Origin of the sequence: Bacteroides sp. 224 (assembly GCF_010500995.1) — a bacterium.
Lineage (GTDB): Bacteria > Bacteroidota > Bacteroidia > Bacteroidales > Bacteroidaceae > Bacteroides.
Genome location: NZ_QVMK01000030.1, coordinates 1 through 15,223, shown reverse-complemented (window position 1 = coordinate 15,223; position 15,223 = coordinate 1). Strand labels below are relative to the sequence as shown.

Genomic DNA, 15,223 nt, shown 5'->3' with positions numbered 1-15,223 from the left:
AGGTAACTATTGAGCCGCTTTTTTATAGATTTTCTCAATACCAGTAAACTGTTCGGAAAGTCCTTTCATATCGCTACTAATCTTGCTATTAGTAATGCGGGCGTAGATTTGGGTCGTTTCAATATTGGTATGCCCCAGCATTTTAGAAACGGTTTCAATGGGAACTCCTTTACCCAGTGTCGTTGTGGTGGCGAAGGTATGGCGGGCTAGATGAAACGTAAGATTCTTCCCAATTCCGGAAAGGTCGGCAATTTCTTTCAAATAAGAATTTAGTTTTTGATTGCTAATAACGGGAAGTATTTTTCCATCAGGAAATTTGTCTTTATACTTATCTAAAATCATTTTTGGAATTTCCAGTAGTGGTACATTTACATCCACTCCGGTTTTCACACGCTTGGTCATAATCCATAAATTACCATCAAAGGATTTTCGGATATGTTCTTTTCTAAGTCCTGCCACATCTATATAAGCCAAACCGCAAAAACAGGAAAAGACAAATAGATCCCGAACGTGTTCCAGTCTTTCAGAAACGAGGTTAAGCTCAAGAATTTTCTTTATTTCCTCTTCAGTAAGGTAGCCTCTATCCACTTTTTGTATGCGGATTTTATAATTAGCAAAGGGATCACCTATTATCAAGCCATTGTTACGAGCAATCAAAACAATACGCTTGAAAAATTGCATGAATTTAGCCGTAGTATTGTGACCACAACCACAAACCGTCATTAAATAGACTTCAAAGTCGTTAATAAACATATGGTTTACAGACCTCAAAGCAATATCGGAAAGGTTGTATTTGCTTTTAATGAAGTCGGCGATATGTTTTCGGGTAACTTCATATTTCTGATAGGTAGCAGCAGATTTTGATATACCAACAAGGGACTTCACATCATTATTATGCTTTTCAAAAAGATTAAGAAGTGATTCGTGTTTTTCCGAATGACCCAAAAACTCGTTCTTGAGTTTTTCGGCAGTTGCCTGTTCCTGCCTTTGCATATCATGATAGATGCGATGTAACGTTGCTCTTACTTCATCTAACAGATTATTGACTTTTGTTACTTCGGCAGAACGTCCAAAGGCTCGTCCTGATTTGCCATCCCAGTTACTCTCGTTGATTTCTACCTTTGTGTTGAATCGGGCAGCTTCACCGTCAATTGTAATTCGACACATGATTGGATAGTTTCCATTTGCTTTTTGCTTGTCCTTTTTTACATAAAAAAGAATCCTAAAAGTACTCTTCATAAACTCACTTTTTTAAGTTACAAACTTATTTTAATTATCTCGAAGTGAGTTCTATAAGGGGTGGACAAGTTGCGACAGCAACCAGCCAATTTTGGACAAACTGTACCCCCTTTTCGATTTTTAGGGAAGGGGGTACAGTTTAGGTTACGAAAAGTGTCTTTTAGGGGCTATTTTTTGTCTTTTGACCCAGACAAAACAGAAATAAAAAACCCTACAAATCGCTGATTTGTAGGGTTTGTCTGGGTTTGGTCTCCTTTTGTCTAGGTTTCCCAGCGGAGAGAGAGGGATTCGAACCCCCGGTACCTCGCAGTACAACGGTTTTCAAGACCGCCGCAATCGACCACTCTGCCATCTCTCCAGAACTTCTTTTTCAGAAGCGCTTTTCTCTAAAAGCGTTGCAAAGGTACGAGTTATTTTTAATTCTGCAAATGATTTGCTGAAAAAATCACAAAGAAATTGTATTTTTGCATTTATAATTAGAACAACAAGCATGATTTACCCTCATAATTTTGAGCAAAAAATAGGTTTCGACCAGATTCGACAACTACTGAAAGACAAGTGTCTCAGCACGTTAGGAGAAGAGAGAGTGACGGATATGGTATTTTCCGAGCAGTTCGAAGCCATTGATGAACAACTGAATCAAATTACAGAATTTGTACGCATCATACAGGAGGAAGATAATTTCCCCGACCAATATTTTTTCGATGTGCGTCCTTCACTCAAACGGATACGTGTAGAAGGAATGTATTTGGACGAGCACGAACTTTTCGATCTGCGCCGTTCTTTGGAAACGATTCGCGATATTGTTCGCTTCCTGCAAAAAGAAGACATCGAAGAAGAGTCCGACACCCCCTACCCCAGCCTCAAAAAGCTGGCGGGCGACATTGCTGTGTTTCCGCAGTTGATTTCCAAGATTGACGGCATTCTCGATAAATATGGAAAGGTAAAGGATAATGCCTCGGCAGACTTATTGAAGATTCGTAGGGAACTGGCAAATACTACCAGTAGCATCTCGCGTTCGCTGAACAGCATCCTCCGAAATGCACAGTCCGAAGGCTATGTAGATAAGGATGTGACACCCACCATGCGCGACGGTCGATTGGTGATTCCTGTGGCACCCGCCCTGAAAAGAAAGATTAAAGGGATTGTACACGATGAATCGGCCAGTGGCAAGACGGTGTTTATCGAACCTGCCGAGGTAGTGGAAGCCAACAACCGCATTCGTGAGTTAGAAGCCGAGGAAAGACGCGAGATTATCCGCATCCTCACTGTTTTCAGTGATACGCTGCGGCCTTCGATACCCGATATTTTGCAGTCGTATGAGTTTCTGGCGGAAATTGATTTTATTCGGGCAAAGAGTTATTTTGCAATTCAGACGAACAGCATCAAACCCATATTACAGGATACGCAATTACTGGATTGGACGATGGCAGTGCACCCATTGTTGCAACTCTCGTTGGCCAAACATGGCAAAAAGGTTATTCCGCTGGACATCGAATTACATAAGGATCAACGCATACTTATTATTTCGGGACCGAATGCGGGTGGTAAATCTGTCTGCCTGAAAACCGTCGGTCTTTTACAATATATGTTGCAATGCGGAATGCTGATTCCTCTGCATGAACGCAGTCACGCAGGATTATTTGGTAACATCTTTATAGATATTGGCGACGAACAATCCATCGAAGATGATTTGAGTACCTATTCCTCTCACCTTACGAATATGAAGGTGATGATAAAGAATTGCAATGAACGCAGCCTTATCCTGATCGATGAATTTGGAGGCGGAACAGAGCCACAGATAGGCGGTGCCATTGCCGAAGCCGTTCTGGAAAGATACAACAACCGTAAAACATTCGGCGTGATCACCACCCACTATCAGAATCTAAAACATTATGCAGATGATCATGAGGGAGTGGTAAACGGTGCCATGCTGTACGACCGCCATCTTATGCAACCGCTCTTCCAACTACAGATTGGCAACCCCGGAAGCTCATTCGCCGTGGAAATTGCCCGAAAGATTGGATTGCCCGAAGACGTGATTGCGGATGCTTCGGAAATTGTAGGAAGCGAGTACATCAATGCTGATAAATACCTGCAAGACATCGTTCGCGACAAACGTTATTGGGAAGGCAAACGTCAGACCATCCGTCAACGCGAAAAGCACATGGAAGAAACCATCGCCCGCTACGAAACGGAGATGGAGGAGTTACGCAAATCTCGCAAGGAGATTCTGAAACAGGCCAAAGAAGATGCCGAACGTATGTTGCAAGAGTCTAACGCAAAGATCGAAAATACCATTCGCACCATCAAGGAGGCACAGGCAGAAAAGGAGAAGACAAAACAGGCTCGTCAGGAGTTGGCCGACTTCCGACAGTCTATTGAAGAGCAAGCCGCCAAAGATCTCGAAGGTAAAATTGCTCGCAAAATGGAGAAGCTGAAAGAGAAGCAGGAACGAAAGAAAGACAAGAAGAAAGCTTCTCCTAAAACTGATACAACTGTTTCCGTTCCCAAGGTGGAACCTATTTCCACAGGTACGTTAGTCAAAATAAAAGGTCAAACCTCTGTAGGTGAGGTACTGGAAATCAGTGGAGAGAATGCCGTTGTAGCCTTCGGAAGCATCAAAACGAATGTAAAACTCGACAGATTGGAACGTTCGGGTGCTGCTCCAAAGAAACAGGAACCACAAAAGAGTACCTTTGTCAGCACTCAGACACACGACAGCATGTACGAAAAGAAGCTGAGCTTCAAACAGGATCTTGATGTAAGAGGAATGCGTGGCGACGAAGCCCTGCAAGCCGTTACCTATTTTGTAGATGATGCGATATTGGTAGGCATGGACCGCGTCCGCATCCTGCACGGCACGGGAACGGGTATTTTACGGTCGCTGATTCGTCAATATTTGCAGACGGTTTCAGGAGTAAAACGCGCAGCAGACGAGCATGTACAATTTGGCGGAGCAGGAATTACAGTGGTGGATTTAGCCTGATTCAAACAAAAAGACACTATAATTGTTTTCACTTAATAGAGCTATTTCCTTTGCAAGGAAGAACCAAACAAACAAAGCAAAATGAAAAATAATCTATTAAGTGAAAACCTCACCTATAATGGTGACAGCAAAACTCCCACCGGCTTGTCTTTATGCAGTTACAACACCACCGAAATGCAGGAAGCCCAAGGAAACAAACTGAAAGATATAGAACATCTTTTAGATGCAAATCGCATCAACTGGTTGCAAGTCAGCGGTTTGCAAAACACGGAAGCTATTCGGGAGATCTGCGAGCATTTTGAGATTAACTTCCTGATTCTTCAAGATATTCTAAACACACGTTATCCTGCTAAAATAGAGGAACATGACAAATATACGGTTGTCATCCTTAAACTATTTCGCTTCAACGAAGCAAACAAAGAAGCAGAACTACACGAGCAACAGCTTTCCATTATACAAGGAAGCAACTTCCTGTTGACCTTTCTTGAGGAAGACATTCCTTTCTTCGAAAATGTCACGACCGCCATTCAATACGATACCTTGCGCATCCGCACCCGTCAGACAGATTATCTGTTAAGTGTATTACTCAACAATGCCATGGCAAATTACACACTGATTGTGAACTCCATCGACGATGGTTTAGAGGATCTGGAAGAGAACTTATTAGATATCAATAGCGATGTAAAAGGCCTTGGAGGCCATATTCAATCTCTCCGACGACAGTATTTACAGGTAAAGAAGGCGATTTTCCCCTTGAAAGAGCAATATGTTAAGCTTTTACGTTCGGAGAATATGCTGATGCACAAAGTGAACAGAGCCTTTTTTAACGATGTGAATGACCACTTGCAGTTTGTGCTACAAACCATAGAAATATGCCGCGAAACCCTTTCCTCTCTGGTAGACCTCTACATCTCGAACAATGATTTGCGACTAAATGATATCATGAAGAGGCTGACAGTTGTATCGACGATCTTTATCCCACTCACATTTCTCGTCGGGGTTTGGGGAATGAATTTCGACTTTATGCCCGAGTTAGGATGGCGGCATGGATATTTGTTTGCATGGGGGTTAATGGCGGTGATTGGACTGGGGGTATTCTTTTTCTTTAAGGGGAAGAAGTGGTATTAAGAAATTAACAACAAGACAGAAATTTCAGTCCAAACAACAAAATTACAGTCAAAACATTCTTTGTTTATAGAAAATATTCATCCTTATACTATCAGATAGTCAATTATAAAGTATAACTTTGTATTTAAATAAGTACTAATACATGCTTTCAACTATTTCATGAAAACAATTAAAGAATTATATCGCATAGGAACAGGACCATCGAGCAGTCATACCATGGCCCCCAGAAAAGCAGCAGAAATGTTTTTGGAACGTCACCCCGAAGTTGCTTCATTTAAAGTTACTTTATACGGAAGCCTTGCTGCTACAGGTGTAGGGCACATGACTGATGTGGCAATCTTAGATACCCTAACCCCGGCTGCCCCTACTGAAATTATATGGCAACCCAAAGTGTTTCTTCCATTTCATCCGAACGGAATGACTTTCGCTGCCTATAATCAAAAAGGAGATTTGCTGGATAATTGGACCGTTTACAGTGTAGGCGGAGGTGCTTTATCGGAGGGAGCCGAAAATCAGACAATTCAAAGCCCCGAAATATACGCCATGAACAGTATGACGGAAATATTGCAATGGTGCGAAAATACCGGTAAGACTTATTGGGAGTATGTAGAAGAGTGCGAAGACGATGATATTTGGGAGTATTTAGCCGAAGTATGGTCAACCATGAAAGATGCTATTCGTCGTGGTCTTGAAGCAGAAGGAGTTCTCCCCGGTCCACTAAATTTAAGAAGAAAAGCCTCTACTTATTATATACGTGCCACAGGATATAAGCAATCTCTTCGCTCACGCGGACTTGTATTTTCATACGCATTGGCAGTTAGTGAAGAAAATGCTTCCGGTGGAAAAATTGTCACCGCTCCTACTTGCGGTTCTTGTGGGGTAGTTCCTTCTGTACTTTATCACTTGCAAACAAGCAGGGAATTCAGTGACATGAGAATGTTGCGTGCTTTAGCTACTGCCGGATTGATTGGTAATATAGTAAAAACCAATGCATCTATATCCGGAGCCGAAGTTGGATGCCAAGGAGAAGTTGGCGTTGCCTGTGCCATGGCATCGGCAGCAGCAAACCAACTCTTTGGTGGAAGCCCGGCTCAAGTAGAATATGCTGCTGAAATGGGATTAGAGCATCATTTAGGAATGACATGCGACCCGGTTTGCGGATTGGTACAAATTCCCTGTATCGAACGTAACGCAATGGCTGCTGCACGAGCATTGGATGCAAATATCTATTCTACTTATACAGATGGTATTCATCGTGTATCTTTTGATAAAGTAGTGGAGGTAATGCAGCAAACAGGTCATGATTTACCATCTTTATATAAAGAGACCAGCGAAGGCGGACTGGCTAAAAACTATAAACAGATGTAACCCATCGTACAGATCGATTTTTTCATCCAAAAAGTGTCACAAGTGTCACACGCCGCGCTAATAAGCTGATTTACAATATCAAGCAGCCCGTGACACTTTTTGGAAAAGTATCACAGAAGTGTCACAAGTGTCACCCTTGATAAATCACGTTTTGTCTTGAATTCAGATACCGTTTTATACTTCTTTCTCCACCCGGGTGTAGACTCCTTCTCCACCTGGGTGTAAGGCGTTTCCACATCCGGGTGGAGCATCCTCCTACACCCGGATGTGGAAAAATATTTCAAACCGTTAATTGAAATTAGAATGGCAACGGCCCATCACTTCCTACCCCATTAAATGAATTAGGAATCTGTGGAGGAGGAATACTTCCATCATTCATCTTTGAGCTTACCATTGCTCCTTCTCCCGGAGGTGGCGGAATAATCAGATCATCATCCGGATTTTGGAAGCGGGCATATTCGCCACGGAAGCGTAAGAGTACATCTCCCGTAGCACCATTACGATGCTTGGCAATAATAATCTCTGCCATACCGCGCAAGTCGTTTCCTTTATCATCTTGAAAAAGCTTATAATATTCGGGGCGGTGGATAAAACACACCATATCGGCATCCTGCTCAATGGCTCCCGACTCACGAAGGTCACTCAACTGAGGGCGCTTACCTTCAATACCTTCACGACCTTCTACACCACGATTCAACTGCGAAAGTGCAATGATTGGTATATTTAACTCCTTTGCTAATCCTTTCAATGAGCGCGAAATGGTACTTACCTCTTCCTGACGGCTTCCGAAAGACATTCCACTGGCATTCATCAACTGAAGGTAGTCAATAATAATGATGCGAACTCCATGTTCGCGCACCAAGCGGCGCGCTTTAGTACGTAATTCGAATACAGACAATGAAGGGGTATCATCCACAAATAAAGGAGCATCAATCAGTTCTTTCAGTTTATAATCTAACTGATCCCATTCGTATGCAGCTAACTGTCCGCTCTTAATTTTCTCCCCCGGTATCTCGCACACATTAACAATCAGACGGTTCACCAACTGTACGTTACTCATTTCTAATGAGAACAGAGCTACCGGGTTACGGAAATTCACCGCAATATTTTTAGCCATCGACAATACAAAAGCGGTTTTACCCATCGCCGGACGGGCGGCTATAATAATCAAGTCGGAGTTTTGCCAACCGGAAGTCATTTTATCCAGTTTGGTGAATCCGCTTTCCAAACCACTTAAACCGTCAGTACGTGCAGCAGCTTTCTGCAACAATTGATAGGCTTCCGTTATCACAGGATTAATCTGCGTATAATCCTTCTTCATATTCTGCTGTGAGATTTCAAACAGGCGACCTTCGGCCTCCTGCATCAAATCGTCCACATCCAGTGTATCATCGAAAGCTTTTGTTTGAATGTTGCTGGTAAAAGTAATCAGTTCGCGAGCCAAATGCTTTTGAGCAATAATTCGCGCATGATATTCAATATGAGCTGATGAAGCTACCCTACTACTTAACTGCGTAATATAAAAAGGTCCTCCCACCTCTTCCAACTCTCCACGTTTGCGAAGTTGTTCGGTTACTGTGAGAATATCCACTGGTTCCTGCTTTATAGCCAAATCGGTAATTGCCGAATATATTAATTGGTGAGCATGTTCGTAAAACGATTCCGACCTCAAGATTTCACTTACCTGAGAGTATGCATCTTTTTCAATCATTAATGCACCAAGAACTGCTTCTTCAAGCTCTTTTGCTTGTGGTTGCAAACGTCCGTAATCGCTTACAGGAGGTATTGTATTTTTCGTATTCCGACTGCTACGTTTCTTTTGTTCTGCCATTCTATAACGTTCCTCTTTTTTGGAAAGACAAAGATAATACTCCATACGAAATAAAAAGCGATGATTTTACTCTTATTTTCAATGCAATATAAACGCCCTAAGTTAATAAGGGTCTTTTTAATAAGTAGATTCTGAAAAACAACTACCTTTGAACCAAAAGCATCATGGTTCGCCAACGAACGTCCCGATGAGATTTATGATTTCTGGAAATTAAGAAAACAAACTTTTAACTTTTCAGAATTTCCCACACCTGGGTGTACCATTCTTTTTCAAAAGCTTCATTCCATCGGAAACTAAAACATCTGTTGCGCCACCTAAAACAGAAAAATTTAAACTACCAATTTGCATAATTTATTAAAATAATTCTTATTTTTGTTCCGACTAAGCTACTTTAGTATCAACACAATAGATGTTAATAAAAGGTGCAATCATGAAAAAACTCATTTACTCATTATGCCTTTCAATGGCATTATTTGCCTGCCAATCAGGCGACACATCTACCGAAGCCCCTGAGACTCCCGAAGTACCAAACCCGGCAACTCCCGACTTCCCGGAAGTTCCCAACTATCCGGTGAACAATGAACCTTGGATGGAAACCAACTTAACCCGTAGCGAACAAGAGATGGCAAAACAAGAAAATGTATTTGCATTTAATCTCTTCAAACAAATCAGTAAGGAAGAAAAGGGTAATCTTTTTATCTCCCCAATGAGTGCCTCGATGGCTATCGCAATGACCGCTAACGGAGCCAATGGTAACACGCTGAATGAGATGAAAGCCACACTTGGCTTCGAAAACTACTCGCTGGAAGAAATGAACGTTTTCCACAAAAAGATAAGAAGACATGTGATACAGTTGAAAGAAACTACATCAGATCTGGCAAACTCAATCTGGATTAACGAGAATTTCCCTGTACTCAATGCTTTCAAAACTAATAATCAGAATTATTTTAATGCCGAAGTACAAAATCTCGACTTCTCCGATCCTACTTCTAAAGATGTGATCAATAAGTGGTGCGAGGATAAAACTGCCGGAAGAATCAAAGAACTGCTTAAAGAAATCAAAGCAGACCACACTGTTTTCTTAATTAACACCTTGTTTTTGCAAGCTTATTGGGAAACACCTTTCTTTGAAGAGGCTAATACAGCAGGCTACTTTACGAACCTGAATGGAAGTAAGTCAGCTGTAACTTTCATGAATCAACAACAATATGCAAATTACCTTAAAAACGAGGAAATACACCTTGTAGCGCTTCCATATTCCCATAGAAATGGACTAAACATGTATGTTCTATTACCTCAAGGAAACAATACAGTAGATAAAATTGCCAACAGCCTAAATTCCACAAAATGGAACGAATGGCTCAATGGCATGAAAAACAATCGCCCTACTTATATAAGTTTACCCAAATTTAGAGTGGAGTATGAACGGGAGTTGCAAGAAGCCTTAATAGCTATGGGCATGAAAGATGCTTTCGACAAGAAAACGGCAGACTTTAGCAATCTATCTTCTATTTCAACTTGTATCTCGAAGGTAAAACAAAAAACATTTGTGCAAATTGATGAAAAAGGAACCGAAGCAGCCGCAGGAACTATTGTTGAGATGATAGCAACAAGCACAGGAGAAGAACCTCCTACTCCGGAACTTTTTAAAGTAGATCGTCCTTTTATCTATATTATTCAAGAAAAAGTAACCGGAACCATTGTGTTTATGGGAGTAATGAAGCAGATGTAATTCTGCTTACGAACTACATGGAGATATATTTATTATTCTCTTATATCCTGATTTAAATAGCGCTCAATATATTCAATGATAGTACTCTTTTTATTGGGTTTCTTTTCAAGAATATAGGCTCCATGTAGTTTCGGATTAGATTTCAAAAGTTCTATCAGCAGATCCGAATCAATTTTCTGACACTTACTTCTCTCCGGATAAAAAAGGTAATAATCAAATGATCCGGAATAAGAAGCGCTTGCAATTGCAGCTCCAACAAGACCAAACATGAACGCTGCACCTTCAATTTGCTCTTTCCCTGCCGCCACTCTGAAAACGAAATTATTATCACGTTCTTCTAATCTGGTAAAAACGGTTCCCAATGGTCCGTTTCCTCCGGAAAGTTCGTTAACAAGCCTTAGGTTAACATACAAAGTATCATTAAGCAAGAGTGCAGGCAATGTCTTCTTCAAGGCTTTTTTAAGCACTTTATTTGTCGTTTTTACTTTTATATTAAATGGATTAACGCGTTTTATTTCCAATTCAGAAGTTTCTTCTACTTGATTCATTCTATAATCTTTCCACGAATGAAACAAACCTACATTTTGCGCATTAATAAGCGGAGAAAACAATAACGCTAATAATAAAATTATCAAAAATCCGGGTTTCATAATAAACAGTATCAGTTATTCAAAGTTACATTATCAACACAAACTTACATGAAAATATTCGGAATTACAAATCAGTAAGTAAACCTGATACCTCCCTGAAGATTTATATTAAATTGTTTTTCCTTACGAATGGTTTCTACAGAAGAGCCATCATCGAAGTAATAAGAAACACCCGGCTCAACATACACCCCCACTCTATTACTTAACTTATACTGTGCACCCACGGCACCTAATAAAGAGAGTTGCAAAGGTCCAACTATTTTCTTTTCACTTCCTTGCTTGCCATAAACACATTTTTCTACGGCACCACCGGCAGATAAATAAAGATTAAAGTGTTTAGAATCTACAAAATCCCAGTTTGCTTTTAGGGGTATACCAATATAATGTAGCTTTTGGTCTATTTTGGTAGGTTCATCACCACCTAATTTAATATCAGAAGACAAAAGTGTATACATCAAACCGGTTTCCAATGAAAACTTATTGCCTATTTCTTTGCGAACAGATACTCCCACACTTATAGGTTGATGATGGTCTATATCGTGTACATCTTTTGAGTTAGCAAGATAAGGTATACCGTCTTTCAGCACCAAAGTCTGATCCGGTGCCACATCCACAACACCATTGTTAGCCAAATCATGAGATAATTCCGGCAAAGAAACAGCACTCATCATCATTTCCGATCCACCTCTTCCTTGCGATGCAGATGAGTTGGAAGAAAGAGTGGCCGAATTTACGTTGACTCCCACAGACCAACCTCTTGTAGAAGTTCTTTTTGTTTTCTCTGTAGGCAAATGATATTTATCACGACCGGATGGGCGAGCCATCGTTCTATTGGTTGTACCTTCTTGCTTTACTGTTGTTTCTTTATTAGCAGTATCCTCCTCTATTATATTTCTTTCAGTATCAGGTTGAATGTTGGCTTCTGTATTTTCTTGTTCTTGTTTCTGATAAACAGATTCGCTCTTCCTTGTTGTTGTTTGAGCTACATAAGCCACTCTTTCAAAAGAGGGTTGTTCAATTGTGGTTAATACATCTGTTTCCGGCAAAGTAGGTATTGCATCCGGAGTAGCCGATATCAACTCCGGAACCGATGTATTACGAACATCATCTATAGTATGGTTATTCCAAAAGAACAAACTAACAGTTGAAATGGCTGCAAACAGCACAGCAGCGGCAGCCCACCACCTCATCGGATAGAGGCGTTTCTTGGGAGATAATTCTTTTTCCAGTTGCTCCCATCCATTCGCAGAAACAGGCTCAGTGTAATCACTAAGCATCTCCTTCATTTTCTTCACCCACAAATCTTCATCCCCTCTTCTCATATCTTATATTTGTTTGTATATTCATATTATTCAAATTATGCATGAGTGTTTAAATACTCCTTTACTTTCTTGGCCAACGTACCTTTGGCACGTGATAACTGCGAAGCCGATGATTTTTCATTAATACCCAGCAGTTGCGCTATCTCTTTATGTGATCTTTCTTCAAATGTATAAAGGTTGAAAACGGTGCGATATCCTTCGGGCAGTTCACTTATGAACTGCATTAATACCTTATGAGGAATTAACTCTACTTCGGAAGGATCCGGTTCTTCGTATTTCTCCTGATATTCTTCCAGTTCAGTTGTTTTATTCATAACATCATTCTTGCGTAAGAATTGTAATGCTGTATTCACCATTACACGCTCTATCCATGCTCTAAGAGATCCTTCTCCACGCCATGTAAACTTATCGAGAGAAGAAAAAATCTTCAAAAAGCCGTCATGCATAATGTCTTGTGCCGTCTCCCTATCCCCCATATACCGGAGGCAAACCCCAAGCATACGACCGGCGTATCGCTCATAGAGTTCCTTGCGGGCAAGGTTATCTCCTTGCCTACACTTCTCGGACAGCTCAAATTCTTCCATCTGCTTCAACACGTGTTTACTACTGCTTAAATGCATAAATAATAAAAATACTGCATATAGTAAACAAGAAAAAGGCTCTTTGGTTTCTTTAACATTATCAATATGCAATATTTCATTCTCTTTTGCGTTTACTGAATGTAGACACTAAAAATGAAGATATAAACTTATAATCGTTGAATCGTTATGAATAAATTGAAATTATTACTATTACTAACCATAATCATAACACCTGTACTTTATTCTTGCCAGACCAGTGATGATGATAAATATTCATTAGCCATTGCCACCATTAACGTGATTGATGGAAATGATTACTATTTCCTTACCGATAAAGGAAATAAGATATTGCCCGGCGATACTACCGCTTTACATAATTATAAAGTAATACCCGGACAGCGTGTTTATGTATACTTTGACGAAATGGATGAAAAAGTGCCCGGTTATGATTATAATGCTCGCATAAGATATATTGAAAACATACTCACCAAAGGTATTATACCTATGACGGAAGAAAATCAGGAAAGTATTGGCGACGACCCTATAAACATCTCCTATATATGGTTTGGGGGCGATCATTTGAATATTGAATTCCATTTTCAGGGAACTGCCAACTCTTCTACCCCACACATCGTTAATTTGGTAAAAGAAGATATTACTATTCCATTAGAAGATGGAAACGAAGAAACAGAAGAAGAAGATGATAAATACGTAAATCTTGAACTCCGCCACAACGCCATGGGAGATACCGGATCTGAACGCTTGGTAAGTATTGTTTCTTTCAAAAAACCATTTACCACCGACCCGACTAAAAAAGGATTAAAGATTCGGGTTAAGACAATCTACGACGGAATTAAATACTATACAATAGACCTTAACAGTGAAGAACTTAATCGTGCGTTGGAAAATATAGCCAACAGTGCAATTAGAGTTGATTAATGATTGAGTAATGAAGAGTGAAAGAGCCGGCAGGATTTACCTTGCCGGCTCTTTTCAATTTCTATGAGGCTTTACATTCGGCAAAAAGATGGCTACAAAGCCCAGCAACGGCATATAAGCACAGAACTTATACACATATTCAATACCTTCCTTGTCGGCAATAGCCCCCAATACAGCAGCCGCCACTCCGGCAATACCGAAAGCAAGCCCAAAGAAAAGGCCGGATATTAAACCTACTTTCGTAGGAAGTAGCTCCTGCGCATAAACCAAAATAGCAGAAAAAGCAGAAGAGAGTACTAAACCTATAATAATGCTCAGCACACATGTCCAGAAAAGATTAGCATAAGGCATTAATAAAGAGAAAGGGGCTGTTCCCAAAATAGAAAACCAAATAACATACTTTCTCCCGAATCTGTCGCCTATAGGCCCTCCGAGCAAGGTTCCTGCTGCCGAAGCAAATAAGAATGCAAACAGAAAAAACTGAGATTGCTGAGTTGTTACCTCAAACTTTTCTATAAGATAGAAAGTGTAATAATTGCTCAAACTGGCTGTATATACATATTTCGAGAAGATAAGCACAAGTAAAACAGCCAACGAGAAATAAATCTGATTCTTAGTCAGCCGCACCCGATGAATCACTTCCTTTTTCTGTCCTGTTATACTTACATTCTTAAAACGTTCTTTATACCACTTGGTAATGGGACGCTTACTTAACAACGAAATCACCCCGATACCCACAAACACCAGCATATACTCCTGACCATAAGGAGCTATAATCAGAGCCGCCAAAAGCGGGCCAATAGAGCCTCCAAAGTTTCCTCCTACCTGAAAGATTGATTGTCCCAAACCATGTTTCCCGGCAGATGCATAATGAGTCAGGCGAGAAGCCTCGGGATGAATAATAGAAGAGCCCAACCCAACAAATGCAACCGCCAAAAAAACCGTATAAACAGAACTCGCAAATGCAATGATTGTTAAACCGATCATGGTAGACAAGGTACCTATACTCAGATACCATAAGCTGGGTCTTTTATCGAAAAAAACACCAAACAGCGGCTGAAATACCGAGGCACAAATTTGATAAATAAATCCAATAACACCTATTTGCCCAAACGTCAATGAAAGATTTTCTTTAATAACCGGATAACTGGCCGATACTACCGACTGAAACATATCATTAAACATGTGCGCCAAACTAAGCGCAAACAAAATGCTTAATGTTCCTCTCCTATTTTCCATGCTGCAAAGTTATCCTTAAATATGTTATGCAACAACATTTTCAAAACCTTTTAATCAGTCTAAAGCATATAGAATAAAGGACAGATGAGGACAGAGCTAACCAGAGAAACAGGGCATCCACTCAATAATCTCAACAGTTGAATTTTCAATATTTGCATAAGCTTGTCGCTCCATACCATCAAGTTAAGGGTTATTGCCTTTTTTC

General features: G+C 40.4%; 11 protein-coding genes and 1 tRNA gene. 5 read left to right on the top strand and 7 right to left on the bottom strand.

All coding sequences use genetic code 11. From position 1 onward, the window contains the following. Positions 1-6: 6 nt before the first annotated feature. Complete coding sequence (locus D0T60_RS13240; protein WP_163218588.1) at positions 7-1,239, bottom strand: site-specific integrase; 1,233 nt, start codon at positions 1,237-1,239, stop codon at positions 7-9. 273 nt (positions 1,240-1,512) lie between these two features. After that, positions 1,513-1,597 (bottom strand) — tRNA-Ser (locus D0T60_RS13235). A 132-nt stretch (positions 1,598-1,729) separates the two neighbouring features. On the opposite strand from D0T60_RS13235, the gene D0T60_RS13230 reads away from it, so the two are divergent. The 3 genes from D0T60_RS13230 (at position 1,730) to D0T60_RS13220 (ending at position 6,724) form a co-directional block, all read left to right on the top strand. After that, positions 1,730-4,228 carry an endonuclease MutS2 gene (locus D0T60_RS13230; RefSeq protein WP_163218587.1) on the top strand — a complete coding sequence of 833 codons (2,499 nt, stop codon included), beginning with the start codon at positions 1,730-1,732 and terminating at the stop codon, positions 4,226-4,228. 81 nt (positions 4,229-4,309) lie between these two features. Beyond that, positions 4,310-5,356, top strand: coding sequence for a magnesium/cobalt transporter CorA (gene corA, locus D0T60_RS13225; RefSeq protein WP_163218586.1), 1,047 nt, complete (start codon positions 4,310-4,312; stop codon positions 5,354-5,356). Between the two features lie 159 nt (positions 5,357-5,515). Then, a complete protein-coding gene (locus D0T60_RS13220; RefSeq protein WP_163218585.1) occupies positions 5,516-6,724 on the top strand; it encodes an L-serine ammonia-lyase in 1,209 nt (402 codons plus the stop codon). Positions 6,725-7,022: 298 nt separating this feature from the next. Here D0T60_RS13220 and dnaB read toward each other — a convergent pair whose 3' ends face one another. Then, positions 7,023-8,555 carry a replicative DNA helicase gene (dnaB, locus tag D0T60_RS13215; protein ID WP_163218584.1) on the bottom strand — a complete coding sequence of 511 codons (1,533 nt, stop codon included), beginning with the start codon at positions 8,553-8,555 and terminating at the stop codon, positions 7,023-7,025. Positions 8,556-8,985: 430 nt separating this feature from the next. Here dnaB and D0T60_RS13210 point away from each other — a divergent pair, with 430 nt between their 5' ends. Further along, positions 8,986-10,287, top strand: coding sequence for a serpin family protein (locus tag D0T60_RS13210; RefSeq protein WP_163218583.1), 1,302 nt, complete (start codon positions 8,986-8,988; stop codon positions 10,285-10,287). 32 nt (positions 10,288-10,319) lie between these two features. On the opposite strand, the gene D0T60_RS13205 is transcribed toward D0T60_RS13210, so the two are convergent. The 3 genes from D0T60_RS13205 to D0T60_RS13195 form a co-directional block, all read right to left on the bottom strand. After that, a complete protein-coding gene (locus D0T60_RS13205) occupies positions 10,320-10,937 on the bottom strand; it encodes a DUF6563 family protein (RefSeq protein WP_370524529.1) in 618 nt (205 codons plus the stop codon). Between the two features lie 71 nt (positions 10,938-11,008). Next, positions 11,009-12,259: a porin family protein gene (locus D0T60_RS13200; protein WP_163218581.1), complete on the bottom strand. Its 1,251-nt coding sequence runs from the start codon at positions 12,257-12,259 to the stop codon at positions 11,009-11,011. Positions 12,260-12,294: 35 nt separating this feature from the next. Continuing rightward, positions 12,295-12,843, bottom strand: coding sequence for an RNA polymerase sigma factor (locus tag D0T60_RS13195; protein ID WP_163218580.1), 549 nt, complete (start codon positions 12,841-12,843; stop codon positions 12,295-12,297). Positions 12,844-13,026: 183 nt separating this feature from the next. On the opposite strand from D0T60_RS13195, the gene D0T60_RS13190 reads away from it, so the two are divergent. After that, complete coding sequence (locus tag D0T60_RS13190) at positions 13,027-13,779, top strand: NigD-like protein (RefSeq protein ID WP_163218579.1); 753 nt, start codon at positions 13,027-13,029, stop codon at positions 13,777-13,779. A 54-nt stretch (positions 13,780-13,833) separates the two neighbouring features. Here the strand turns inward: D0T60_RS13190 and D0T60_RS13185 are convergent, their stop codons facing one another. Further along, complete coding sequence (locus D0T60_RS13185; protein WP_163218578.1) at positions 13,834-15,018, bottom strand: MFS transporter; 1,185 nt, start codon at positions 15,016-15,018, stop codon at positions 13,834-13,836. Between the last annotated feature and the right edge of the window lie 205 nt (positions 15,019-15,223).

What these genes read in the sequence shown, in the direction of transcription:
- D0T60_RS13240 (WP_163218588.1), bottom strand. Translation starts at nt 1,239, where the DNA reads ATGAAGAGTACTTTTAGGATTCTTTTTTATGTAAAAAAGGACAAGCAA.
- D0T60_RS13230 (WP_163218587.1), top strand. Translation starts at nt 1,730, where the DNA reads ATGATTTACCCTCATAATTTTGAGCAAAAAATAGGTTTCGACCAGATT.
- corA (WP_163218586.1), top strand. Translation starts at nt 4,310, where the DNA reads ATGAAAAATAATCTATTAAGTGAAAACCTCACCTATAATGGTGACAGC.
- D0T60_RS13220 (WP_163218585.1), top strand. Translation starts at nt 5,516, where the DNA reads ATGAAAACAATTAAAGAATTATATCGCATAGGAACAGGACCATCGAGC.
- dnaB (WP_163218584.1), bottom strand. Translation starts at nt 8,555, where the DNA reads ATGGCAGAACAAAAGAAACGTAGCAGTCGGAATACGAAAAATACAATA.
- D0T60_RS13210 (WP_163218583.1), top strand. Translation starts at nt 8,986, where the DNA reads ATGAAAAAACTCATTTACTCATTATGCCTTTCAATGGCATTATTTGCC.
- D0T60_RS13205 (WP_370524529.1), bottom strand. Translation starts at nt 10,937, where the DNA reads ATGAAACCCGGATTTTTGATAATTTTATTATTAGCGTTATTGTTTTCT.
- D0T60_RS13200 (WP_163218581.1), bottom strand. Translation starts at nt 12,259, where the DNA reads ATGAGAAGAGGGGATGAAGATTTGTGGGTGAAGAAAATGAAGGAGATG.
- D0T60_RS13195 (WP_163218580.1), bottom strand. Translation starts at nt 12,843, where the DNA reads ATGGAAGAATTTGAGCTGTCCGAGAAGTGTAGGCAAGGAGATAACCTT.
- D0T60_RS13190 (WP_163218579.1), top strand. Translation starts at nt 13,027, where the DNA reads ATGAATAAATTGAAATTATTACTATTACTAACCATAATCATAACACCT.
- D0T60_RS13185 (WP_163218578.1), bottom strand. Translation starts at nt 15,018, where the DNA reads ATGGAAAATAGGAGAGGAACATTAAGCATTTTGTTTGCGCTTAGTTTG.